Source organism: Lactiplantibacillus plantarum (genome assembly GCF_014131735.1).
In the GTDB taxonomy this organism is placed as follows: domain Bacteria; phylum Bacillota; class Bacilli; order Lactobacillales; family Lactobacillaceae; genus Lactiplantibacillus; species Lactiplantibacillus plantarum.
The window spans coordinates 160,477-184,552 of the sequence record NZ_CP039121.1; the positions used below are offsets into that span (position 1 = coordinate 160,477).

Genomic DNA, 24,076 nt, shown 5'->3' on the forward strand with positions numbered 1-24,076 from the left:
TTTCATATGGCTGAAGATAAGTATACTCGGATTGCAAATGCTATCTATGCGCATGTAGGTGGGCCACAGAATATTGAGAAGTTGATTCATTGCATGACACGTGTTCGGATGACAATTCGCGATTACTCATTAGTTGATATGGATGGATTAAAGGCTATTGATGGCGTGATGGGAGTTGTCCAAGAAGATACCTTACAGGTTATTGTTGGCCCTGGAACTGTTGATAAGGTTGCAGACGTAATGGTTAAGCAAGTTGGGGTTGGACTCGGGGAGCCATTTCCTGATCCTAGCACGTTTACTAGTGATGCAACGGCTACTAAGTCTGAACATCAACGTGACAAGGAAATGGTTGAAGCGAAGGCTAAGGAAGTTCACGCTGCCCAAAAAGCTAAAATCAAACAAACACCAGTTCGTAAAGTGTTGAGTGCCATTTCTAGTATTTTTATTCCATTAATTCCGGTGTTTGTTGGTGCTGGGTTAATATCTGGGATTGCTTCAATTCTTTCTAACATGATGTTAGCAGGAGACATTAGTAAGAGCTGGACAGATTTTATAACAGTATTAAAAGTAATTAATAGTGGACTGTTCTCATACTTAGTTATTTATGTTGGTATTAATAGTGCAACGGTTTTTGGGGCTACCGCTGGATTAGGCGGCGTGATTGGGGCCGTTACGTTGTTAACAGGTGTGACACCGCAAGCACCAATCCACAACATCTTCAATGGACAAGCGTTGTCTGCTGGTCAAGGTGGGATTATTGGGGTTATCTTTGCTGTTTGGGTATTGGCGATTGTTGAAAAATGGCTACACAAGGTTATTCCAGATTCAATTGATATCATTATTACACCAACTATTGCGTTATTGGTTGTTGGGGTCTTTACAATCTTCTTAGTTATGCCGATTGCTGGTGTTATTTCGAATAGCTTAGTCGGTGCGATTGAATGGATCCTGAATGTTGGTGGCGCTATTTCTGGGTTTGTCCTAGGTTTACTCTTCTTACCAATGGTTATGTTTGGATTACATCAAATTTTGACACCAATTCATATTGAAATGATTAATAAATTAGGAATGACACCACTTCTACCAATTTTAGCAATGGCTGGAGCCGGTCAAGTTGGCGCAGCACTGGCTTTATGGATTCGGTGTCGCAATAACAAGCAACTATCAAATATGATTAAAGGTGCTTTACCGGTTGGTGTGTTAGGTGTTGGTGAACCATTAATCTATGGAGTAACCTTGCCGCTTGGCCGACCATTTATTACTGCATGTATTGGTGGTGGTATTGGAGGTGCCGTTATTGGTGGTCTAGGAAATATTGGTGCAACTGCAATCGGTCCTTCTGGCGTGGCTTTGATACCATTGATTGCTAACGGTCATTGGTTAGGTTACGTGATTGGATTATTAGCAGCCTATGCTGGTGGGTTTGTTGCGACCTACTTCTTTGGAATCCCAAGTAGTGCTAAAATTGCTAAAGATAAGGAAGGCCATGTTATCGAGGCATAGCTAACTAATCGAGTAATTGTAATTGGGAGGGCACCATATGACGAGTGTCTTATTTACGATTCATAATAGACTAGAGAATTTTTCAAAAGCTGAACAAAAGATTGGCCGTTATATTTTAGACCATACTAATGCGGTGATTAAAATGAGTACCGCTGAATTAGCTGCAGCCACGGGCGTCAGCACAGCTACGGTGGCGCGATTTGGGAAGACACTTATCCCAGACGGTGGGTATCCGGCGTTGAAACTACGGTTGTCAGCTGAAAGCACCGTTGATCAAACGTTATATGATGAAATTAACCCCAAAGATAGCTTGGATGCTATTAAATCTAAACTAGCATTGCGAATCACACATACGATTGATGAAACTAATCGTTCATTGGATGATGCAGCCTTACAAGCAGCTAGTCAATTAATTGCTGACAAAGCAAGTGTTTATGTTTATGGGTTAGGCGCCTCCAATGTAGTGGCAACAGATTTTGAACAAAAGTTCATTCGTATTGGAAAAGCTGTTATTCATTCACAGGATCCGCATTTGTTAGCGGTAGGTATGACAACGCAACGACAAAATGTTGTGTTGTTACTAATTTCTAATTCTGGTGAAAAATCAGAAAGTATTCGTCTGGCTAACTTGGCACATTCAATTAATATCCCTGTGATTGTGCTGAGTAGAAATGCAACCAGTACACTAGGTAAGTTAGCAGATATAATCTTAATAAATGATGACAGCGAAGAAAATCAAACAGCACGCGCTGCTGCTACTACATCTTTAATGGCTCAATTATATGTTGTGGATTTACTTTATTATACTTTTATTACGAATGATTATGAATGACATATTAAACAACTGGTTGCTTCACGCGAAGCAATTAAAGAAAATTTTAATTAGAAGGTGAGTTCATTGTTTGGGTTTAAGAAAAAGCCAGTGAGTCTTGATTTAAAGGCGATTGCAAGTGGGAAAATGGTTCCCATTACGCAGGTCCCCGATGAGGTTTTTGCACAGAAAATGATGGGTGATGGTTTTGCTATTGAGCCAACGCAAGGTACTATTACGGCACCCGCTGACGGTGAAATTAAGACACTTGCCGATACAAAACATGCAGTGATGATGACAACTTCAGATGGATTGGAGCTGTTGTTACATCTTGGATTAGATACGGTCGAATTAGATGGAAAACCATTTGATGCCCTAATCAAGATTGGTGACAAAGTCAAAGCGGGAACGCCACTAGTAACTATGGATCTCGAAGCGATTCGTGCTGCTGGTAAAAAAGCAACAGTCATTACAGTTGTGACTAATATGGACAAAGTGGCGAACATAGAAGTTAATTCGACGGAAAATGTGACGGCGATGGATACAGTAGCGAAGATTACGCTAAGCTAGTTGAGATAGTTTGGATCTATTAAAAGCTCTACACGTTTTTCGGAAAGCGCTATCTTTTTCGCTTTTAATTAAGAAATAATATCGTCAAAACTTTTATTAGCTTAAACTTGAATAAGTATTAAGCGTACTACGACGCATAAGATTTTTAAAAAGCATTACCAGCCAATAAATAGACTGGTAGTGCCTTTTATGGTGCCGTTAATTTGTGTGTAGAACATTATTCAAATTAACTTACAGTGGTATAAAAGTGCGCTAGAGCGTGTAGTAACTGATATGTATTAGATGTGTCACTTTTATTGTGACATATTGTTCATTAATAAAGAAAGCGTTTTCTTATACGATAAATTTGAAAACGAAAGAGGAGGCTTTATCAAGATGGCAATGTTTACAATTAATAATATGAATATGAGCTTGGAAGGACATACGCAAGCAGAAATTTTAGTTAGTCTAGCGGAGTTAGCCACGTCACTGAATTTAGTTGTTGATCGTGACTCTTTAGTGAAAGATTATCAGGAGCGTGAGCAAGAATCAACTACTGGATTTGGTAATGGTATTGCAATACCACATGCAAAATCAAATAATGTTAAAACTGCAGCTATTTTATTCGGTCGTAGTACTACTGATATTGAATGGCAGTCGTTAGACGGTAAACCCGTCAATACGTTTATTAGTTTGCTTGTGCCCGCAAATGAAGGCGATGTGCACTTAAAACTGTTAGCGCAGTTAAGTCGAAAATTAGTGCATCAAGATTTTGTAGAGATTTTAAAACGAGGGGATACACGAGAAGTTTTGGAAATTATTAATCAAGCAATCAGTTAGAAAGGTAGGTAAATCTATATGGCAAATCTAAAAATTGTGGCCGTTACTAATTGTCCTGCTGGAATTGCGCATACTTACATGGTAGCTGAAGCAATCGAAGAAAAGGCTAAATCATTAGGTTATGGGGTTCACGTTGAAACTCAGGGAGCCAGTGGTGTTGAAAATAAACTGACACCAGAACAGATTGCTACCGCCAACTACGTCATCTTAGCATTAGGTAAAGGAATGACTGATGAGGACAAACAACGTTTTAATGGCAAAAGGGTCGTTGAACTTCCCGTATCAGAAGCATTAAAAGAGATTGATACGTTATTCGATAATATCGAGGATCGGGCAGAAATCTTTACGGCTTCAAAAGTGAAACTGGGCAGTGAGCAGGATGCGGTTACTGACGGTATCATGAGTTATCTCATGGCAGGTGTATCCGCCGCATTGCCATTTGTAATTGGCGGTGGCTTATTGATTGCAATTGGCAGCATGATGGTTCAATTTGGAATGCCGAATACACCTTTAGCTAAAGGTGTATCACCGTCGTTGGCTTGGGTGATCACCAGTATTGGGAATCTGGGATTTACTTTTATGATTCCAATCATGGGTGCATATATTGCGTTTGCAATCGGGGATAAGCCAGCTTTTGCACCAGCATTCTTAGTAACTTTTTTGGCTAATGATACTGACTTGCTAGGTACTCAGTCTGGTGCAGGGTTCTTAGGTGCAATTGTAATTGGGCTATCCGTTGGGTATTTTGTTAAATACTTTAAAAAAGTACGTCTTGGTAAGAACTTTCAGTCTATTTTAGGTTTTATGATTATTCCTTTTGTAACATTACTAGTTTTTGGGCTACTGACGTATTATCTACTGGGGCCGTTCATGGGCTGGTTAATGAGTATTCTGTTAGCATTTTTGAAGAATATTCCAACGTCGATGAAGATAGGTGGTGGCTTCCTAGTTGGTTGTATGCTTGCCTTTGATATGGGGGGGGCCAATTAATAAAACAGCATGGTTTTTCAGTTTTTCGTTACTCAGTTCTGGAATTTATAACTGGTATGGGATTGTAGGGGTTGTAACTTTGTTGCCACCGATGGCTGCGGCAATTTCAACTTGGATTCGCCCTAAACTCTTTACAAAGCAAGAACGGGCTGCAAGTTGGAGCGCTTTTCTTGTTGGTATGACGGTTGCCACCGAACCGGCAATTCCATATGCGTTAGCAGCACCATTGCCGATGATTGCGGCTAATACTTTAGCCGGTGGGATTACTGGGGCGATTACAATAATGTTAAATGTGGAGCGTATGGCACCTGGAATTGGTATTTTTGATCCGTTAATTGGTTTGGAGAAGCCGTGGTATTGGTTTTACTTGTCTGTCATAATTGGTCTGGTATTGAACGTATTCTTTATTATTACTTTCAAAACGGCTTGGTTACGTCGTCGTGAGAAAAAGGAACAAGAAAAGTTAGCACAGGTTGACGATAAATAAGTGATTATCACCTGTCATAGTGAAATGACCACGAGCAGGTGTGAATAATTAACACACCTGCTTATTGTTGTATAAAATAGGAGCGGTAAACATGCAATATGATTTTAATAAGGTTATAAATCGTAGAGGGACATACAGTACTCAGTGGGATTATATTCAAGATCGCTTTGGTCGTTCTGACATTCTACCATTTTCAATTTCAGATACTGACTTTCCGGTTCCCGTTGGCGTCCAAGAGGCGCTTGAACAGCGTATTAAACATCCTATTTATGGTTATACACGCTGGAATAATGAGGATTACAAAAATAGTATTATTAATTGGTTTAGCTCTCAAAATCAAGTTACTATAAACCCAGATTGGATTTTATATAGTCCCAGTGTTGTTTTTTCAATTGCCACCTTTATTCGAATGAAGTCAGCCGTTGGAGAAAGTGTAGCGGTCTTCACTCCTATGTATGACGCCTTTTATCATGTGATTGAGGATAATCAGCGGGTGTTAGCGCCGGTCAGACTGGGCAGTGCACAACAAGACTATAGTATCGATTGGGATACTTTGAAAGCTGTTTTAAAGCAAACAGCAACAAAAATTTTACTTTTGACTAATCCACATAATCCTACCGGGAAGGTCTTTTCAGATGATGAATTGAAGCATATAGTTGCACTATGTCAACAATATAATGTCTTTATAATTTCAGATGATATTCATAAGGACATTGTGTATCAAAAGGCAGCATATACGCCTGTAACCGAATTTACAACTAAGAATGTGGTCCTATGTTGTTCAGCTACTAAAACTTTTAATACCCCTGGGTTGATTGGCGCATATTTATTTGAGCCTGAGGCTGAACTACGTGAGATGTTTTTATGTGAATTAAAGCAAAAAAATGCTTTATCATCAGCTAGCATCCTTGGAATTGAATCTCAGATGGCTGCTTATAATACTGGAAGTGACTATTTAGTACAACTCATAACGTATTTGCAAAATAACTTTGATTATCTATCTACTTTCTTAAAAAGTCAGTTACCAGAGATTAGATTTAAGCAGCCTGAAGCGACTTATTTGGCTTGGATGGATGTCTCGCAATTGGGTCTAACGGCTGAAAAACTACAAGATAAACTTGTTAATACGGGTCGAGTTGGGATCATGTCGGGGACAACATATGGTGACAGTCATTATTTACGTATGAATATTGCTTGTCCTATTTCTAAATTGCAGGAAGGACTGAAAAGAATGGAGTACGGGATCCGTTCGTAAGGTATGTTGAATTCACGAGAATTAAGAATTATTTTATTACTACAAGAGCATGATTTATCTGGTGAGGACTTGGCAGCACTCTTAGAGACATCACGTCGAACGGTTGTACGAGATATTGCTAGAATTAATGGTTTACTTCGTAGTGAAAGTATTGGCTCGATTGAAAGTGTAAAAAAATATCATCTTCTTGTTTTAAATAGGGCAAATCTAAATCGATTACTGACACAGTCCAACCATGAGAGTGTGTTAGTATTGCTAAATCTTCTAGTGTCTCCTAATATTACGATGGGCGAACTTATTGAGCGAACATTCATGTCGCGACAAAGTATTATGAACTGTATTGAGAAGATAAATCGGCAATATGCAAAGATATTAAAAATCAGATTACGGCCACGAATAGGAATTTCTGTAAGCGTCAATCATATTTCAAAGATTGACATACTAGCGGCTTTGATTTCAGACGATCATCAATTAGTAGAAAAAAGGTTTAAATTAATTAATCAGTCAGAGGATCTTGCTAGGATAAGGATGATTGTTAAACAACAAATACCGGAAAAAATGTTTGATTATTTAACTGATTCACAACTAAGTGCCCAAATTATGGCTTGTACACTAATTAGTAAAGATAATACTGTGATAATGAAAAGCACGCTTTATAAAGTATTGCTCAAAAGCGGTGTCCCGCACTTGCAGTCAGCCACACTGGCAGTGTTTTTTGATGCTAAGAAGCAATTGCTTAATCATATGACAATTCGTCAAGTGCAGTTGGCAGTTAGAGCGACCAGATCTCGTTATACACTTGCAGCGTTTAATCATTCCTTTGTTAATGAGATTTTTAAACATCTTTGTCGTAGCGCAATGTTTCCAACGATTGCACCTGCCTCTTTGTCAGAACAGATTAGTTATTTGAAAGTTCAAAATCCGTTTGCTTTTGACTTTGCGTTTGATCTATCAAAAAAGTTGCAACAGTGTTTTGAAAGCGTTCAGATTGATGATGAATATATTGCGTTGTATGTTTTACATGCGATTGAATCGCCAACTGCGAGAAATGTACGTACATTAATGTATGCAACACAACAATCTGTAGCAAATATCAATAAAATGATTATTACCCAGAAAATTTCCAATATTGATATTGAGATGGTATTTTCAAAGGAACAGTTAGAATCACGTCTAAATTATATCAATTATAATTTAGTTATTGGCAATGGCGTTCATCCTAACGACTTACAATTGCCAATTAATTTTGATAGTACATTCAATGGTGTCATTAGTCTCGATGAGCTTGAGCATCTTAAAAGCCTGAGTAGTGAAAGTTATATTCAGAAAAACTTGTCTAGCTTTTTGCCTAAAAGTCATTTTTATCATGCTCCTACTAAATATATAAACGTTAACCAAACATTGAAAGCCGGGTTAACGAACTTTGCAGAACAGGGACTGTTGACCAATGATCAGAGTAAGGCCTTGCTGGCACGAGAGGCGGCCGGAAATCAATTAGTATTAAACCATGTTTCGTTGCCGCACGCCTCCACGGAATTGAGTGATGCATATAAAGTCTTTGCGATTACTTTTGATGGAATAATGAAAATTGATGGTAACCCCATTTACTTAATTCTAATAGTACTTGCTAACGAAAAACGTGCAGATAGTGGGCAGGTATTCAGTTATTTATACACTAGGCTTAAACAGCTCAGTAATGTGCAGCTACAAAATGTTGATACGTATGAAACGTTAATTAAATATTTGAAGTAGTTGAAATGCAATTAGTGATATCTGACAGCAATATATCATTGCTGAGATGATAGAAATTGACATTTAACGCTTGCAATCGTTTTCCGAAACCGCTATACTAGCTAATTGTAAATAAGGATTGTTACCGCTAACATTAGCTAGTGGGCAAAACCTAATTAATCGATTGTATTCGTGATTGATAGCACGGATGCAGTGGGTTATTAGGTTTTTTTCTTTATTTAGGTATGAGAGTCGAGGAGCGTGCGCATGCGAATCAAAAAGGTTTTTAATAATAACGTCCTATTGGCTGAAAAAAATGGACGGGAAGTTGTCTTAATTGGTAAAGGAATCGGGTTCAAAAAGCATACTGGTGACGATGTTGAGCAACAACAGATTACTAAGATTTATACGCCAGAAGGAGATAATTGGATTAGTAATTTCCAAAGCTTGATGGCAGATATTGAACCGGAATATTTTGAAGTTGCTTCGCAAATTATTGAGTTGGCAGAACAACAATTGCAAACGACTTTTAATGTTTATTTGTTGATTTCATTGACTGACCATATTCACTTTGCTGTCTATCGGCACCACCATCAGATGGATATTCATAATGAAATCTTGTGGGAAACTAAGCGAATTTATCACCGTGAGTTTCAAGTCGGTATGCAAGCATTGGCACTGATTAAAAAGCATTTTGATATGACGTTGTTGGAAGATGAAGCTGGATTTATTGCAATGAAGTTTGTTGAGAATAGTATGGCTGACTCTAACACTGATCAAACACTTGCAATGACTAAGTTGATTAATGATATTTTGAATATTGTTAAGTATCAGCTGTCATTAACGATGCCAGATGAGAGTGTTAGTTTGCAACGATTTTTAGTTCATCTACGCTTTTTTGCGGAGCGTTTAACGCTGAAACGACCTGATCAATCCCAAGGGGCAGATGATGATTTCTTATTTGAACATTTATCTAAGCAATACCCCCGAGCCTTTGCCTGTGTCCAAAAAATCGCTGTTTTTGTGAAGAAGTCGACGGAACAGACTGTTTCGGTGAATGAGCGTATTTACTTAATCATGCACATTCAGCGGATGTTGAACGAGAATCAATAATATTTTTGGGATTGTAACTATTCGATTAGGCAAAACCCAAGTAGCAACCAGTCAACCTGTATTTTTAGTGTTGATAACGGGCCTACTTGGGTTTTTGTCGTTTTATAAAGGGAGGAAAAAGTGTATGGATTATTCAGAATTAGCACAATCAATTCTTACCAATATTGGTGGAAAAGATAATATTAGCAAAGCATGGCACTGTGCGACCAGACTACGTTTCAACTTAAAGTCAACGGACAAAGCGAATACTGAGGCGATTGAAAACTTAGATGGTGTCATTACGGTTGTTCAAAGCGCGGGCCAGTATCAAGTTGTTATTGGTAATGCTGTGGCGCAGGTCTTTGCCGTTTTAGCAGATTTAGCAGGATTAGCAAATCCTGATACGGCGGCTGATGCAGCTACTACAACGGAAGATACGGGTGAAAAGCAAAACATCATTAATCGGTTTATTGCTTTTATCTCCGGAATCTTTACGCCGTTTTTAGGTGCTTTGGCTGGTGCTGGTATTTTGAAAGGGTTGCTAGCTTTAGCGGTTGCTTTTAATTTGATGTCAACGACTAGTGGGGCTTATAAGATTTGGTATTCTGCTGGTGATGCTATTTTTTACTTTTTACCTGTTTTTCTAGCATTTACTGCTGCTAAGCAGTTGAAGGTTAACCAATTTGTAGCGGTGTCACTTGGTGCAGCTCTGCTATACCCAACTTTAGTAACTGTTATGACGAATTCAACAACACTACATTTCTTTGGTATTCCGGTGGTTCCAACAACATACACGTCAACGGTTATCCCAATTCTGCTGGCAGTTTGGGTATTGTCGTATTTAGAGCCAGTACTGGACAAGCTATTTCCAGCGGCAATTCGGAATATTTTCACGCCCCTCTTTTCATTAATTATCATGGTGCCATTGACGCTGTTAGTTGTCGGCCCAATTGGGGGACTCATTGGTAATGGATTAGCAAGTGGTGTTATGGCAATTTATAACTTCATGCCAATTGGTGCTGGTGTTATCATGGGTGCCTTCTGGCAAGTCTTTGTTATCTTTGGTGTACATTGGACGTTCGTACCGTTGATGATGAATAATATTGCTAAGATGGGTTATGACCCGTTGTTACCAATTCTTAGTGCGGCCGTATTATCACAGGCTGGTGCTGCGTTAGCTGTTTTTTTGAAGTCACGAGATCAAAAAATGAAAGCATTAGCAGGGTCTTCTTTTGTCACAGCATTGTTTGGAATTACCGAACCGACGATTTACGGGGTAACGCTTAAGTTAAAACGACCATTCTATTGTGCCGTTGTGGGTGGTGCCCTTGGTGGTGCAATTATTGGCGCCGCTGGTACGCACGCTAGCTCATTTACACTCCCTAGCTTATTAGCGGTACCAACTTTTCTAGGACATGGGTTTATGGGTGAAGTCATTGGATTGATTGTAGCATTCTTAGGTGGTGCGATCTTAACGTACTTCTTTGGATTCGCTCGTCAACAGCAGGCTGATCACTCAGTAGTAAGTGATCAAAGTGATAACACAGTAATGGCTCCGGTTGAAGGGACAATTATTCCATTGACTAGTGTTCATGACGAAGTATTTGCGTCTGAAGCAATGGGCAAAGGATTAGCCATTGTTCCAAATAAAGGGACGGTCACAGCGCCCGTTGATGGGACAATTACGGCAGTATATCCCACTGGTCATGCGATTGGAATTACGGCCAATAGTGGTGCTGAAATTCTGATTCACATTGGTATTAATACGGTTCAATTAAATGGTCAATACTTCGAAACAATGGTTAAGCAAAACCAAGTAGTCAAACGTGGTGATTTATTAACTAAATTTGATGTGGATAAGATCAAAACGGCTGGTTACGATACAACTGTCATGGTCATTATTACGAATACGGCTGACTATCAAATGGTCAAGCCAACTGATGCGACGGAGGCTAGTGATAATTGGATTTTAGAATTACAACCTAAGGAGATCATGGAAGGAGCACCAGCTAATGTATAAACCAACTTATCCTAAAACGTTCCCTAAAGACTTTTTGTGGGGCGGAGCGACAGCAGCTAATCAAGTTGAAGGTGCCTGGAATGAAGCAGGTAAAGGCCTGACAACGGCAGAAGTAGTGAAAAAAACGACGGATCGCAAGCATATGTCAATGGATGATGTAACGATATCTTCAATTCAAACGGCGCTAGATGATCAAACTGATACAATGTATCCTAAGCGTCGAGGTGTTGATTTTTATCATCATTACAAAGAAGATATCAAACTATTTGCTGAGATGGGATTTAAAGTTTATCGTTTCTCTATTGCTTGGTCGCGATTATTTCCAAAAGGTGATGAACTCAAGCCAAATTCAGACGGACTTGCTTTCTATGATAGAGTCATTGATGAATTACGACGCTATCACATTCAACCATTAGTTACACTGTCACATTATGAAATGCCCATTGGATTAACGCTTAAGCAAAATGGGTGGGCCAGCCGGGCAACCATTGCCGATTTTAATCGGTTTACTGAAGTTGTTTTTAAACATTTTAAAGGTCGCGTTCCGTACTATTTAACTTTTAATGAAATTAATACCGGAACTTGGGGGTTTCATGCCACTGGAGCTGTTGATACTGAGAATTCGGCGCATGATCAGATGCAGTTACGTTACCAAGCGCTGCACCATCAATTTATCGCTAGTGCACTGGCTACCAAACAATTACATGCTATTGACCCGGATGCTAAGATTGGGTCAATGCTGGCAAGAATGCAAACTTACCCAGCGACACCTAATCCTGCAGATGTTCAGGCTGCTCAAGTGGAAGACGATAAGAACTTATTCTTCACGGATGTTCAAGCTCGGGGGGAATATCCAGAATTCATGAATCGTTTTTTTGCAGAGAATGATATTCAACTTCAAATGGCACCAGATGATCAGAAGATTTTAGCGAAGTATCCGGTTGACTTTATTAGTTTTAGTTACTATATGACAACGGTAACTCAAGCTGATGCGCCTGAACAAGTGAACGGTAATATGGCTACTGGTGGTCGTAATCCTTACCTTGAGGAATCCGATTGGGGTTGGCAAATTGATCCGGTGGGGTTGCGAGTGACACTGAATGAGATGTGGGATCGCTATCGTAAGCCATTATTTGTTGTTGAAAATGGGCTAGGCGCTCTAGATCAATTAACAACTGATCAACAAGTGCATGATACGTATCGAATTGACTATTTACGTAAACATATTGCGCAAATGAAAGCTGCAGTTCAGGATGGCGTACAACTAATGGGCTATACGATGTGGGGGCCAATCGATTTGATTAGTTTTTCTACCTCAGAGATGTCCAAGCGATATGGTTTTATTTATGTTGACCAGGATGATGCCGGCAAAGGAAGTCTGAAACGCTATAAGAAAGATTCATTCTACTGGTATCAGAAGGTCATTAAATCTAATGGTGAAGATCTAGCTTAATTGGTTAATGACGGTGGATTTACGTGGTATAAGAACTGACTTGCCGCTGGTGTGATCAACTGATGGGAAATGATACTGTTAGCATCCACCCAGTTTAAAATAGCATGTGAATTTCAGAAATTTGCTTTGATAAGTTGGATTAAACTAAAAAAGTCTATCTCGAAATTATTAAAATTTCGAGATAGACTTTTTTATAATCAGTAACATATTTTTTACTATATTCAATCCACAAACCGGAATTTACTCCAAGGTTTAATAAAGTCAAGCAGTAACAGTTCCTCAGGTGCAATCCGACCAATCCGATTCTTTCGGGGTTCACAGTGGGGTTGCAAGACGATTTGCAATTCATTTTTATAAATGCCGAAGTTATCGTTGCCTACTAATACGTCGCCACGCTGAAATTCCACATCATTATCGTGTGGACTGTTGGGCGTTTCCTTGTAGGTCACACGGGGCATGGTTGAACGGATGACATTTGGGTTAATATCGCCACGGCGAAAATGTTGTGGGGTCAAGGCAATGGTTCTTTCGATCGCATTCGTCTGAGCTTCAAATTCAATGTGAAATTGTACTTGGTACCGATTGATTGCTGATAATGCGGCCAGTTCGGCTTCACTCGCATAAGCGTTACCGATAATTACATCGTCGATTAGTCCGGAAGCGAAGAGATGCTTGGCCTGGACGGCGATTGGTAAGCGCCGATCAGCTTCCAATGTTGGCAGACCATCGTTGACGTTCCATGGCCCCATCGTACCAACCTGACTTGCCACGAAAGCGGCGGAGTGAATGCCGAACTTACGAAAACGTTCGCTACACTTAACGAAAAAGTTGTAAGGTAGTGCGGTTCCAACTTGGGGATAGAAATTATGGCAGCCATAAATAAATGGGACGTTTGCTTGGTAGCTGAGAATATTATTCAGATAATCGACGTCATTACTCATATTAAGTTCGATGATCAAGCCGTACGGATTATACGAGAGCAGCGCCTCGGTCGCGCCATCGAAACCCTCATCTAGTCGAATACCGGCGACGTGTAAATCAGCGAAAAACTTTAGATCTTTATAGGAAATTCCTAGTTGTTTAAAAATCCGTGGTGAAACGTCCAAAATCGTTTGGTAACCCAACTGATTTCCAACGTCAATGATTTTCTGGTACTTAGCTTTGGTTTCGGCGACCGTACCAGATACTTCCAGCATGCTCATAAAAATTCGAGTGAAGCCGTAGTGTTGGCCTAATTTGAGATAAGCGGCGTTTTCTTCAAAGTCGCTATGATCGGGATAAATGGATAAACCTAGTTGACGCATTGTCATGAATTAATTTCCTCCTGAGTCCACCGGTGCCAATAGATGACGGCGTGGGCGTTGTTAGTTGTAATATCGTTAAATGCAATTGTTGGTATTGACTGGTGCACTGTCGTCGTTAACGTGTCGCGGACCAGGCGATTGTGTTGTAAAACGGAACCAGAGAGGGCGACCCGTTGTGGCCGGGACTCTGCAAACCGCTGATATAAGGTAACGACTTGTTGTGCCAGTGCTTGGGCTGACGTGACTAATACCGTGATGGCTTCAGAATTTTGTTGCTCGGCCAGTTTGGCGATTAACTGTGCTAATTGAGCGTTAGTTTGTCGATCTTGAGCGTAAAATTTCTGGACGGCGGCAGCAATATCGGTAACTTTAAGTTGTGCCAATAGGGGAGCTGTTAGTTGACTAGTCTGACCGTTATCAGTCTGGGTCAGAACCTGTTTAAGTGCCCGCTTGCTAATGTCATAGGCACTGCCTTCGTCACCTAAAACGTAACCCCAGCCGCCAACGCGCAGAAATTTCCCGGCTTGGCGGCCATAAACGACCGAACCCGTGCCGGCAATCACTAAGGCGCCGTCTGCTCCTGCAAGACCGTTCAGTAGGGCCAGTTTTGCATCGCTTATGACCTGGGTATTAGCGTGGTAACGTTGGGTGATGGTTTTTTGGACCTGATCAGCCCGGCCAGCAGTTTCAATGCCAGCAATTCCGATTAAAATCAACCCAATCTGACTAGCTGGAATTGCGGCAGTGAGCTGGTCTAAGACAGTGGTTAAGTTAGTAACGGCAGCAGAGTAGTCTAGGACAACGTTACCAGGGCCACCCGTAACGCTTTGGACCAGATGCTCGGGGGCTGTTGTCCAAGTTTGGCCAACGATGTGCGTGCCACCACAGTCAACGCCAATTAAATATGTCATTTTAGACCTCCTCATTGCAGTGCGAGTGCGTCACGAACGACACCGTGTGCGCGCTGTAAACGCTGCTCGGCGTCGCTGACAGAGACGCCAGCCAAGTCCATGACAATCGCTGTCTTAACGTTTTGATGAGCTGCAGCGAATAGTTCGCTGGCTTCATCGGCAGAAACGCCGGTGGCCAGTTCGATCATGTGTTTCGCGCGAATCACGAGTTTTTCGTTAGTTGGTTTAACGTCCACCATCAAGTTATGGTAAACTTTGCCGATCTTGGCCATCGAAATTGTCGATAGCATGTTAAGAACCATCTTTTCTGCTGTGCCGGCTTTCAAACGGGTTGAACCAGCGAGAACTTCAGGGCCGGGGGTTACTTCGATGGCAACCCGAGCGTGTTGACTGATTAGTGCCTGATTATTGCAGGCTAGACTGATCGTTGCCGCACCGATTTTTTGTGCGTAGTCCAGTGCACCGATAACGTAAGGTGTGCGACCACTTGCTGCCAGGCCGACCACGGCATCATTAGCAGTTAAGGCCAGATCTTTCAAGTCTTGTGCGCCTAAATTAGGATTATCCTCAGCACCTTCAACGGCGACCGTCATAGCTTGAGCCCCGCCAGCAATGAGTCCTTGAACCATCTCTGGTTCAGTACCAAATGTTGGGACACATTCAGCAGCGTCTAAAACGCCTAGGCGACCGCTAGTACCAGCGCCCATGTAAATTAAGCGGCCGTTAGCTTTAAAGGCAGTGACGATAAGGGCAATAGCAGCGGCAATTTGTGGTAGTTCGGGTGTGATGCTTTGACTGACTTTAGCGTCTTCTTGATTCATTAACTGGGCAATTGCCAGGATCGACATTTCGTCTAAGTCGTTACTGGCAGGATTACGACCCTCAGTAGTAAGTTGGTTAATATCAGATTTCAATCGTTTTCCCTCGTTTCTTAGAATATGTACAAAGAGGACTGCGGCCAATGCAGCAGTCCTCCCAGAATCATGATCATAATGGCTAATTACGGTTGGCGCTAAAGTCAGACCGATTGTCAGCAAATAAGCAATCATGTTCATTGAAAGTAGTCGTTAGTTTAAGCATACCGTAATGACAAATCCGTGTGATTTTTGTGCAAGCTATTATTCGGCAACGGCTGCTTGAGCTGCTTTTTCAGCATCGGCTTTAGCAGCGTCTTGTTCAGCCTTCAATTGGTTACGATCCCAGATCTTGAAGAATGGGTAATAGATAAAGGTGGCCACAATAATATTAATAATACATAGAACGGCTGCTCGCCAGTCCCAAGCAGTGGTCATCACAACGCCCCAATTGGTCCTGGTAATGTCCATGGAACTAAAGCTACTGTCCGACTAACGAGATGTAGAACAGTTGCAGCCCAAGTGATAATCCCCATGGTTAACGGTGCGAGGACAAATGGGATTGCAAAGTATGGGTTCATGACAATTGGAACACCAAAGATAACGGGTTCGTTGATGTTGAAGATTCCTGGGATAATGGTAACCCGTCCAATTGTTTTACCGTAAGCGGACTTAGAGAAAAATGCTAATAAGATACAGAGAGACAGTGTTGCCCCAGCACCACCAATGTAGACGAACCATTGGAAAAATTGTTCAGTCATGAAGTGAGGAACCGTTGCAGCAGTTGCACCTTTGGAAATGGCAGCTAAGTTATCGTTCAGGTTTGGATACCATAATGGCCAGAAGATTGGGGTGGCTAAAGCAGCACCGTGAATCCCGAATAGCCAAACAATATCAGTTAAGAGGATTGGTACGATAACTGAAAGTAAATTGTCACGACCAAAGTAGGCTAATGGGCTGAAGACCCATTGTAGGAAAGCATTAACGTCAAAGTTCAAACCAACGTGAATGACCCAAGCACCAACGATTAAAAAAGTCGCGGGAATCAAAGCTGAGAATGAAGCTGCAACAGCCGGTGGGACTCCATCTGGTAATGTGATGACGAGGTGATGATCGCGGCAGATCCGAGTCACTTCGGCCGTTAGAATCCCAGCGAGCATTGCTGTAAATAACCCCGCAGCCCCGAAGTGTGTTAGCGGCACCACGGTGGCAGCGGCCTTTAGTCCTAACGCTTTGAAAGCTGCTGGGGTGGTCGTAATTGGTTTAACTGCCAACAATAGAAAGACCATCACTGAGACGACCCCGGTTGAAATATGATCGAAGTGATAATCTTCAGCTAACCGACCTGCAATGGCAAACGCGGCGTAAATAGCCATAAACCCCATTGAAAAATTAATTGGAATTGCTAAACCAGCGGCATAGGGTTTAATAAAGTTTGTCCAAGCAGTAATAGGTAGTTGCGTGACGATCGTAAAGAATGAGCCAACGATGGTAACTGGAATAATGACGGCCATTCCGTCTCGAATAGCACGTAAATAACGGTTGGCTGCGATCTTACTCATGACATCAATCGTCTTATCTTTCCACGTACGTGAATTATCCATAATTCATTCATCTCCTTAACAAATTAGTAATGACAAGTTAGTGTTGAATTAAGTCCTCCCTTTTTGATTTGAGTTAACACATTAACTTGATTTCATGAGTGAGTATAGCATAATATAACAGTATAGTTAACGCTTTCATTGTTGTTAGTTAATTGACATGGGTAAATTTTGATTAAGTATAGACATTTAATGTATTAAGTTAATAATAAGGGGGGCAGCCATGAGTCGTAAAGAACCAATTTATCAAACCATTTTAAGCGCCTTGATTCTGGAATTGAACACGAACCATTTTCGAAAGAATGATCCGTTTTATAGTGAGAGTGAGCTACGGAAGAAGTATCAAGTCAGTTCCACGACAGTCGTGCGGGTACTGAATATGTTAGCCGATCAGGGTTATATCTATCGTATTCAGGGTAAGGGCAGCTTTGTTTCCAAATTTAATCGGGGGACTGCGGTACGAATTACGGATACCCATACATACGATGTTGATGAGGAACAGGTTGCAATCTTAGTGGCCAATCAGACGACGCCACTACCAACACGGGCTAAGTTTACGGCTGAATCGACAACCTGGTATTTAGAGCGATTACGCGAAATTAGACACGCACCATTTGAATTTTCGCAGTCGTGGTATTTGGCGACGCTGATTCCTGCCACAGCAATGAAGAAGTTACGGGCCGTACATTCGATTTATGCACTAATTAGGAAACATGCGCAGCTTGATTTATCACGCCAGCCCTTTGAGCAAGAATATGCGGCGACCTGCGTTCCTAATCAACGAATTGCGGATTATTTGCACGTGAGTCTGGATACGATGGTGATTAAGATCGAACGGTGGGTATTTCAAGGGGAAGAAACGCTGGAATATACCGTTAGTTACATGTTGCCTAACTATTTTGGGCTGGCGCTAACTAGTGATTCCAAGTCGGTAGATCCTAACCGAATTCGATGATCGATGCATAAAGAGAGGAGTGGCACACAATGTCAATTCATAGCAATAACTTTTATTCCAACGTGTTACGACAGTCAGTGCAAGTCCAAGTTATCTTGCCGGAACCAGTGAACGCGGTCGGACAAATTTTACCAGACTACAGTAGTGGTGAACAGCAACTTCCAACTGTGTGGCTGTTGCATGGCTTAGGTGGGGACGCAACGTCGTGGTTACGGCGAACGGAAATCGAACTACTGGCAACGCAATACCGAGTAGCGGTCGTCATGCCGGAAACGGGGCGGGGATTTTATACGAATATGGTCCATGGTCCACGCTATTGGGATTACTTGACCCACGAGTTACCAACACGAATGCGTTATATCTTCCCGTTGTCGGCACGACCGGAAGACAATTATTTGTTGGGGAACTCCATGGGTGGCTATGGGGCATTACGTTATGCCTTTACCTATCCGCAGCGGTTTGCGGCTGTCGCGGCACTATCACCGGTGACGGATCTCAAAAGGTTTCACGTGGAACAATCGGCAATTATGCCAGACCTTGAGCTGGCTTTCTCACCAGCACAGATGCAAGGGACGCCAGCGGATTTGTCTTACTTGGTACAGCAACCGACAAACTGGGGGACGTTACGTGTTCTAATGGCGACGGGTGATCAAGATATGTTACGGTCAATGGATGAAGCCTTCAAGCCAGAGTTGGCGGCTGTGTTTAAAGACCAGTTTGAATGGCAGTTACAACCGGGTCACCATGATTGGCGGCTCTGGAATCATCAATTACCATTTGCGATGCACTGGTTAATTAAGGGAGGTTGGCGCAATGTTTAATGTTAAAGATGAGCACGGCCACTATAATTTGTGGCGGCAGACGGGATTAGCGTTATTACCGCTATTATTGGCAATTATCGCATATCCACTGCTACCTAATCGTGTCTACGTGCCAACCGCTGTCACCAGTCTGACGCCGTGGGGAATCAAGAGCAATATCTTCATTTATCCCGTCTTTTGCCTGATTCTGTGGTTCTTTATCTGGCTATTTATCTTCTTCAACCGGTTATATGAAAAAAATCTCAAGGTAACCCGCCAAAAATATCGGCCAATGGAGAACTACTATGTGTGGAGCAGCTGGGTGTTGGATATTTTGGCGACTTTGATGGTGGTGGTTCAAATCTTGGTAAGTGTTAGTCGGTGAGTGGTTTGTCAGGTGTGAAGTTGGCACTATGAGATTAACGATATTATTGAATAGTAAAATGGCTACAGATTGAGCAATCAAGTTCCTCAAACTATAGCCATTTTACTAATTTTTGTGCTGTTTTACATAGAAAACTTGCGATTTCGAATCATTAAAATGATAACGATTACAAGACTGAGCAGCGTCACGCCAGTATCGATTTCGAAAACATGTAGAACACTGACAGCTGTGTCATCAATGATGAAGCTAGAGACTAATGGACCTACAAAGAATGTCAGTGCAGTAGCAAAACTATAGTAGCCAGTCACCTTACCTTTCTCAGCTGGAAAGTATTGGCTTAGTAAAGTTAATCCTAATTGCCAAATACCTCCGGCTGCGAAGAAGCCAATTGCAATGGCAGTTAACCGAGCACCGTCAGCACTAGGGATAACCACCATTTGGAGTAATGCTAGGAACGAAATCAGAGTGTAAGCAAAGATCAACTTGATTGGCTTAATGCGAGTTACTAATGAGGAGGTAATAAAAACGGATACTAGTGAGGCCATTGCATACCATGAAATTAGTGATTTAGAGCTGTTTAGCCCCAACTTTAAGACGCTACTACCGAAGTTTGGTGCGTATTGAGAGAAAATGTAAAACGTAAATGAAAGTGTAAAACCAACAATTATTAGCAAACTACCATCAATTAACATCGAAGGCTGATTGCCACTAGGATTAATGGTTGTTTTAGGCTCGTCGCTAATTTTAGTGTGTTTTTGAGTTAATGTTTGTGGTGCGAAGCTGGCAAGTCCAATTAAGATGATATCTAAAACCATCACAACTACCATGACGACTAGTGTGATTTGAGCGTTTGGCTGAGCAGCAACAATGAACGGCAGGACGAATTGTGCAAGAGACATGGCCGCTTTTACTAACGAATTCATGCTAGCAGCTTGCTCTTGGAAAGCATCTGTCAGTGCTGGATAACTAGCTGTATCACCAAAGGAATTGGTTGCGCCCATAAAGAGTGCAGCGATGCAAGCACTGATGAGATTAGTACTAAAGAACAGGCCCATAAGAAATAGAATTTGTGCAACCATACCGATTAACATAGTTCCCTTACGCCCCAAGCGATCAGAAAGATAACCCGCAATGAGAATTGTCAATAAGCGGCCAATTCCAATCATTGCAATGACAGTTGAGAGCCCTTTAACATCAGTGTGCCATAGTGCTTGGAATTGAGTCCCGTATTGAGACACAATAATAGTAGCCATTCCTAAAATAGCATAATTTAAGTAAATTCCGGCAGCTAATGGTAAATATGTCTTATGTTTCATGGTTATATCCTGCTTTTCTTTAAGTTCCATAGTATCACCCACCAATTCTTATTTTCACAAAGTGTGCATTTTTAAACGTTATAAGCAACAAAAATGGCATTTTTAATATCCAATATAAATGTTGAAAAATCAATCAAGTAAACGGTTTATAATTATTAATATTTTTAATTGATACTAAATTCACAATCGTTGATTCACTTCAAATTTTAACACGGTCTCGAGAAGTGTCTAATAACAAAATCGCATTCAATCGATAGCTAGAAGCTATTAATCGAATGCGATTTTATTGGTTCAGAGTTAAATATTGTTAACAGAGAGTGTTTTGCTTTGATCACGAACGAAGGTGATGAACTCTTCAACAGCGGGTTGAGGTGTACGGTGCTTAAGGGTACCCATGTACAAAATTCGTTGCCATGTTGGAAATGACAATGGAATAATCTTGACTGGCATGGTTTGAAGAATAGACATATTAGGTACAACGGCAATTCCAAAACCGCTGGCCACTAAACCGGCGATGGCCTGATCTTCTTCTACGGCATATGCACTAATGGGTTGACCGCCACAGTCGTTAAATAGTTTTTGCATAATTGGATGAAGTCCACTGCGTTGCGAAAAAGTGATTTGGGGATAGGCTAATGTTTCTGCCAAATTGATACTGGAGCGGTTTGCCAGTGGGTGTGTAGTTGGTGTGATGCAAACCATAGTTTGTTCAGCGACGGGAAAAAACTCGATATCGCTAAAGTGATCCATCTTTGAGCAAAAAGCAACATCATATTTGTTGTTACGTAAACCGTTCAGAATATCTGGGGACAGGCCAGTATCAGTGTTGAATTGAAATTGGACAGCGGCATGGGGGCTTAGTTGAAGAAAACGCTGGGCAATATCTGGCAACCACTTAATACTTAGTGTTCGGAGTGCGGCAATACGAATGGGGGCTTTTTGTTGATCAAAACGTTTAATATTAGTCACACTTTTGTCGAGTAGTAGGAGTGCGGATTCGACATCACTAGCGAAAACCTTACCAGCAGGAGTTAAAGTAACACTACGTCCGGCTTTTTGAAAGAGATCAATGTTCAATTCTGCTTCTAAGGAGTGTATGGCTTTAGTTAAACTTGGTTGTGTAATATGTAACAGCTTGGCAGTTTGTGTATAGTTTTCAGTTCTTGATAATGCGACGAAGTATCGTAAATGATCCAAATTCATGATAGAAATAACCTCCCGAAGTTCATTCTGACGGGTAACGATTGATACTCAAAAGTTAACAACTACGGTTAATATAACAGAATTAATAACTTTTGGCTATGGATAGCCCCAACTAAAAGCAATTGGACGAGTCGAGTGATAGCGATTACATTTAACTTGTAAAATAAATTATGTGAATCACAAAACATGCATGTGTCGAATCCACTATTTGGAGGAAATTATTATGACAAAATCACATCCAATTACAATTAGTTCCTGGACACTTGGTGATCAATGTACATTTGAAGATCGTTGCAAAGCGGCTAGTGCTGCTGGTTACGATGGCATTGGGTTACGCGCTGAAACTTACGTGGATGCCTTGAACGAAGGTTTAACGGACGATGATATTCTCGCTATTTTGGATAAGTATAATATTCGTTGCACCGAAGTCGAATATATTGTTCAGTGGTGTGAAGCAACGCGCACATACGAACAAAAATATAAGGAACAGGCTTGCTTCCATATGTGTGAATTATTTGGTGTAAAGCATATTAATACCGGATTGATGGAAGATTATGATATTGACTATACAGCAAAGAAGTTACAAGAATTAGCAGCCCGGGCGGGTGATTTAATTATTGCATTGGAACCAATGCCTTACAGTGGCTTACCTAACTTGGACAAGACTTGGAAGATTATGCAAAAAGCCAACTGTGACAATGTATATATGTTACTAGATATGTGGCATTGGGTACGAGCCAACCAACCATATGACTTGTTGACCGAGGAACAAGCAAAGCGGGTTATTTCAATTCAAATTGATGATGCATATACTCGGCCATATGCTGATTCTATCTTACGGGATGAATCAATGCATGATCGGTTGGCTCCAGGTGCTGGTGATTTGGATACCGCTGGGTTTGTCAAGATGATAAAAGATGCAGGTGTTGATCCTAAGGTGATTGGTGTCGAAGTAATCTCTGATCAATACATGGCTAAGGGTATTGATTATGTTGCGGATTACACCTATAAGCAGACTGTGTCTGTTTTAAAGGAAGCGTGGCCTGAAATTTTAAAAGCCCCAGTTCAAGCTTAGATATTTGATTATAAGGAGTGATTATTAATGAATAATAATTGGTTAGGATTAACGGATAAAGTTGTTGCAATTACGGGTGCTGTTGGTGGTATGGGTACCAAGTTCTGTGAAGAGTTTGCTAAGCAGGGTGCCAAAATTGTCTTGATTGATATGATTGCGGATAAAACCGAAGCGTACGCAAAGAAATTGACAGAAAAGTATGGCGTTGAAACGTTGGCCGTTAAGTGCAATACGACTAACGAAGAGGAAGTTGATGCTGCTGTTAAGGCCGTGACTGATAAGTTTGGTGAAGTCGATGTGCTAGTTAATACGGCTGCTATTTTACGCTTCTCACCACTTGAAGACTTGCGTTTGGATGAATGGCAAGCTGCCTTGAATGTTAACTTAACGGGTTACTTCTTAATGTCACAACGGTTTGGTCGCGTCATGATTCAACAGAAACATGGTGCGATGGTACACATCTCAACCGTAGCGTCACGTTATCCTGAAACATATAGTGGGGCCTATAGTACAACTAAAGCAGCGGTTAATATGATGTCTAAGCAAATGGCTGCTGAATGGGGACAGTATGGTGTTCGGAGTAACTGTGTCTTACCTTGTCTGGTTAAGACGCCGTTATCTGAGAACTTTTACAGTGATCCTAAAGTTGAAGAGGGCCGTGAGCGGTTAGTGGCTAGTCGCCGCATTGGGACTTTGGATGATATTGCTAATACGGTCTTATTCATGGCTAGTGACCGTTCTGACTACACTAATGGTGGTGAAGTGACCGTTGATGGTGGTTTGAATATGATGATTTCTGACATGATTCCAAAGCCAGGTGGTCGTCGTCAATACGCGATTGATCATCATCAACCAGCGAAAAAATAGAAATTAATTCAGTTACATGAACTCGTGGATGAGACTGGGACGACTGTCTCGGTCTCTTTCTTTATTAATTAAGA

19 protein-coding genes and 2 pseudogenes are annotated in these 24,076 nt (G+C 41.2%); 15 read left to right on the forward strand and 6 right to left on the reverse strand.

Features of this window, described 5'->3' with window-relative positions:
* The first annotated feature begins 6 nt into the window (after positions 1-6).
* The 10 genes and pseudogenes from E5260_RS00675 to E5260_RS00720 all read left to right on the forward strand — a co-directional run bounded on the left by E5260_RS00675 (position 7) and on the right by E5260_RS00720 (position 12,731).
* Positions 7-1,503, forward strand: a complete 1,497-nt coding sequence (locus E5260_RS00675) for a PTS transporter subunit EIIC (protein ID WP_003642886.1) — start codon at positions 7-9, stop codon at positions 1,501-1,503.
* Between the two features lie 37 nt (positions 1,504-1,540).
* Complete coding sequence (locus tag E5260_RS00680; RefSeq protein WP_003642885.1) at positions 1,541-2,335, forward strand: MurR/RpiR family transcriptional regulator; 795 nt, start codon at positions 1,541-1,543, stop codon at positions 2,333-2,335.
* Between the two features lie 66 nt (positions 2,336-2,401).
* On the forward strand, positions 2,402-2,884 hold the full coding sequence (locus E5260_RS00685; RefSeq protein WP_003642883.1) for a PTS sugar transporter subunit IIA: 483 nt from the start codon (positions 2,402-2,404) through the stop codon (positions 2,882-2,884).
* A gap of 375 nt (positions 2,885-3,259) precedes the next feature.
* Positions 3,260-3,703 carry a PTS fructose transporter subunit IIA gene (locus tag E5260_RS00690; RefSeq protein ID WP_003643571.1) on the forward strand — a complete coding sequence of 148 codons (444 nt, stop codon included), beginning with the start codon at positions 3,260-3,262 and terminating at the stop codon, positions 3,701-3,703.
* An 18-nt stretch (positions 3,704-3,721) separates the two neighbouring features.
* A pseudogene (locus tag E5260_RS00695) lies at positions 3,722-5,180 on the forward strand (PTS fructose-like transporter subunit IIBC).
* A gap of 91 nt (positions 5,181-5,271) precedes the next feature.
* The gene (locus E5260_RS00700) at positions 5,272-6,435 is read left to right on the forward strand and encodes a MalY/PatB family protein (RefSeq protein ID WP_003642879.1); all 1,164 of its coding nucleotides are present in this window, start codon (positions 5,272-5,274) and stop codon (positions 6,433-6,435) included.
* A 3-nt stretch (positions 6,436-6,438) separates the two neighbouring features.
* Positions 6,439-8,187 (forward strand): putative frv operon regulatory protein, encoded by a 1,749-nt coding sequence (locus E5260_RS00705; protein ID WP_003642878.1) that lies wholly within the window; start codon positions 6,439-6,441, stop codon positions 8,185-8,187.
* Between the two features lie 246 nt (positions 8,188-8,433).
* Positions 8,434-9,279, forward strand: a complete 846-nt coding sequence (locus E5260_RS00710) for a PRD domain-containing protein (RefSeq protein ID WP_003642877.1) — start codon at positions 8,434-8,436, stop codon at positions 9,277-9,279.
* 124 nt (positions 9,280-9,403) lie between these two features.
* The gene (locus tag E5260_RS00715) at positions 9,404-11,278 is read left to right on the forward strand and encodes a beta-glucoside-specific PTS transporter subunit IIABC (RefSeq protein ID WP_003642876.1); all 1,875 of its coding nucleotides are present in this window, start codon (positions 9,404-9,406) and stop codon (positions 11,276-11,278) included.
* Entirely contained in the window at positions 11,271-12,731 is a 1,461-nt protein-coding gene (locus E5260_RS00720) for a glycoside hydrolase family 1 protein (RefSeq protein ID WP_003642875.1), read from the forward strand. The genes E5260_RS00715 and E5260_RS00720 overlap by 8 nt, the downstream gene beginning before the upstream one ends.
* 221 nt (positions 12,732-12,952) lie before the next feature.
* On the opposite strand, the gene E5260_RS00725 is transcribed toward E5260_RS00720, so the two are convergent.
* The 4 genes and pseudogenes from E5260_RS00725 to E5260_RS00740 all read right to left on the reverse strand — a co-directional run bounded on the left by E5260_RS00725 (position 12,953) and on the right by E5260_RS00740 (position 17,404).
* The gene (locus E5260_RS00725; protein ID WP_003643089.1) at positions 12,953-14,041 is read right to left on the reverse strand and encodes a DUF871 domain-containing protein; all 1,089 of its coding nucleotides are present in this window, start codon (positions 14,039-14,041) and stop codon (positions 12,953-12,955) included.
* Complete coding sequence (locus tag E5260_RS00730) at positions 14,038-14,946, reverse strand: N-acetylglucosamine kinase (RefSeq protein ID WP_025015653.1); 909 nt, start codon at positions 14,944-14,946, stop codon at positions 14,038-14,040. The genes E5260_RS00725 and E5260_RS00730 overlap by 4 nt, the downstream gene beginning before the upstream one ends.
* A gap of 11 nt (positions 14,947-14,957) precedes the next feature.
* Complete coding sequence (gene murQ, locus E5260_RS00735) at positions 14,958-15,860, reverse strand: N-acetylmuramic acid 6-phosphate etherase (RefSeq protein ID WP_024971380.1); 903 nt, start codon at positions 15,858-15,860, stop codon at positions 14,958-14,960.
* 204 nt (positions 15,861-16,064) lie between these two features.
* Positions 16,065-17,404 (reverse strand): annotated as a pseudogene (locus E5260_RS00740) (PTS sugar transporter subunit IIC).
* A gap of 220 nt (positions 17,405-17,624) precedes the next feature.
* Between E5260_RS00740 and E5260_RS00745 the strand changes: the two are divergent.
* Genes E5260_RS00745 through E5260_RS00755 form a run of 3 tightly spaced genes read left to right on the forward strand, consistent with a single transcriptional unit; the run spans position 17,625 to position 19,541 of the window.
* Positions 17,625-18,356 carry a GntR family transcriptional regulator gene (locus E5260_RS00745; RefSeq protein WP_003643084.1) on the forward strand — a complete coding sequence of 244 codons (732 nt, stop codon included), beginning with the start codon at positions 17,625-17,627 and terminating at the stop codon, positions 18,354-18,356.
* A 29-nt stretch (positions 18,357-18,385) separates the two neighbouring features.
* Positions 18,386-19,177, forward strand: a complete 792-nt coding sequence (locus E5260_RS00750; protein WP_003643083.1) for an alpha/beta hydrolase — start codon at positions 18,386-18,388, stop codon at positions 19,175-19,177.
* Positions 19,170-19,541 carry a hypothetical protein gene (locus tag E5260_RS00755; RefSeq protein ID WP_003643082.1) on the forward strand — a complete coding sequence of 124 codons (372 nt, stop codon included), beginning with the start codon at positions 19,170-19,172 and terminating at the stop codon, positions 19,539-19,541. The genes E5260_RS00750 and E5260_RS00755 overlap by 8 nt, the downstream gene beginning before the upstream one ends.
* A 122-nt stretch (positions 19,542-19,663) precedes the next feature.
* Here E5260_RS00755 and E5260_RS00760 read toward each other — a convergent pair whose 3' ends face one another.
* The gene (locus E5260_RS00760; protein ID WP_003643081.1) at positions 19,664-20,887 is read right to left on the reverse strand and encodes an MFS transporter; all 1,224 of its coding nucleotides are present in this window, start codon (positions 20,885-20,887) and stop codon (positions 19,664-19,666) included.
* 267 nt (positions 20,888-21,154) lie between these two features.
* Positions 21,155-22,060, reverse strand: coding sequence for a LysR family transcriptional regulator (locus E5260_RS00765; RefSeq protein ID WP_003643080.1), 906 nt, complete (start codon positions 22,058-22,060; stop codon positions 21,155-21,157).
* 223 nt (positions 22,061-22,283) lie between these two features.
* Between E5260_RS00765 and E5260_RS00770 the strand changes: the two genes are divergently transcribed.
* Both E5260_RS00770 and E5260_RS00775 read left to right on the forward strand, forming a co-directional pair.
* Positions 22,284-23,135, forward strand: a complete 852-nt coding sequence (locus E5260_RS00770; RefSeq protein ID WP_024971378.1) for a sugar phosphate isomerase/epimerase family protein — start codon at positions 22,284-22,286, stop codon at positions 23,133-23,135.
* Positions 23,136-23,162: 27 nt separating this feature from the next.
* Positions 23,163-24,002: an SDR family NAD(P)-dependent oxidoreductase gene (locus E5260_RS00775; RefSeq protein ID WP_003643078.1), complete on the forward strand. Its 840-nt coding sequence runs from the start codon at positions 23,163-23,165 to the stop codon at positions 24,000-24,002.
* The last annotated feature ends 74 nt before the right edge of the window (positions 24,003-24,076 follow it).

What these genes read in the sequence shown, in the direction of transcription:
- E5260_RS00750 (WP_003643083.1), top strand. Translation starts at nt 18,386, where the DNA reads ATGTCAATTCATAGCAATAACTTTTATTCCAACGTGTTACGACAGTCA.
- E5260_RS00755 (WP_003643082.1), top strand. Translation starts at nt 19,170, where the DNA reads ATGTTTAATGTTAAAGATGAGCACGGCCACTATAATTTGTGGCGGCAG.
- E5260_RS00720 (WP_003642875.1), top strand. Translation starts at nt 11,271, where the DNA reads ATGTATAAACCAACTTATCCTAAAACGTTCCCTAAAGACTTTTTGTGG.
- E5260_RS00770 (WP_024971378.1), top strand. Translation starts at nt 22,284, where the DNA reads ATGACAAAATCACATCCAATTACAATTAGTTCCTGGACACTTGGTGAT.
- E5260_RS00675 (WP_003642886.1), top strand. Translation starts at nt 7, where the DNA reads ATGGCTGAAGATAAGTATACTCGGATTGCAAATGCTATCTATGCGCAT.
- E5260_RS00715 (WP_003642876.1), top strand. Translation starts at nt 9,404, where the DNA reads ATGGATTATTCAGAATTAGCACAATCAATTCTTACCAATATTGGTGGA.
- E5260_RS00760 (WP_003643081.1), bottom strand. Translation starts at nt 20,887, where the DNA reads ATGGAACTTAAAGAAAAGCAGGATATAACCATGAAACATAAGACATAT.
- E5260_RS00745 (WP_003643084.1), top strand. Translation starts at nt 17,625, where the DNA reads ATGAGTCGTAAAGAACCAATTTATCAAACCATTTTAAGCGCCTTGATT.
- E5260_RS00710 (WP_003642877.1), top strand. Translation starts at nt 8,434, where the DNA reads ATGCGAATCAAAAAGGTTTTTAATAATAACGTCCTATTGGCTGAAAAA.
- E5260_RS00730 (WP_025015653.1), bottom strand. Translation starts at nt 14,946, where the DNA reads ATGACATATTTAATTGGCGTTGACTGTGGTGGCACGCACATCGTTGGC.
- E5260_RS00705 (WP_003642878.1), top strand. Translation starts at nt 6,439, where the DNA reads ATGTTGAATTCACGAGAATTAAGAATTATTTTATTACTACAAGAGCAT.
- E5260_RS00775 (WP_003643078.1), top strand. Translation starts at nt 23,163, where the DNA reads ATGAATAATAATTGGTTAGGATTAACGGATAAAGTTGTTGCAATTACG.
- E5260_RS00765 (WP_003643080.1), bottom strand. Translation starts at nt 22,060, where the DNA reads ATGAATTTGGATCATTTACGATACTTCGTCGCATTATCAAGAACTGAA.
- E5260_RS00690 (WP_003643571.1), top strand. Translation starts at nt 3,260, where the DNA reads ATGGCAATGTTTACAATTAATAATATGAATATGAGCTTGGAAGGACAT.
- E5260_RS00725 (WP_003643089.1), bottom strand. Translation starts at nt 14,041, where the DNA reads ATGACAATGCGTCAACTAGGTTTATCCATTTATCCCGATCATAGCGAC.
- E5260_RS00680 (WP_003642885.1), top strand. Translation starts at nt 1,541, where the DNA reads ATGACGAGTGTCTTATTTACGATTCATAATAGACTAGAGAATTTTTCA.
- E5260_RS00700 (WP_003642879.1), top strand. Translation starts at nt 5,272, where the DNA reads ATGCAATATGATTTTAATAAGGTTATAAATCGTAGAGGGACATACAGT.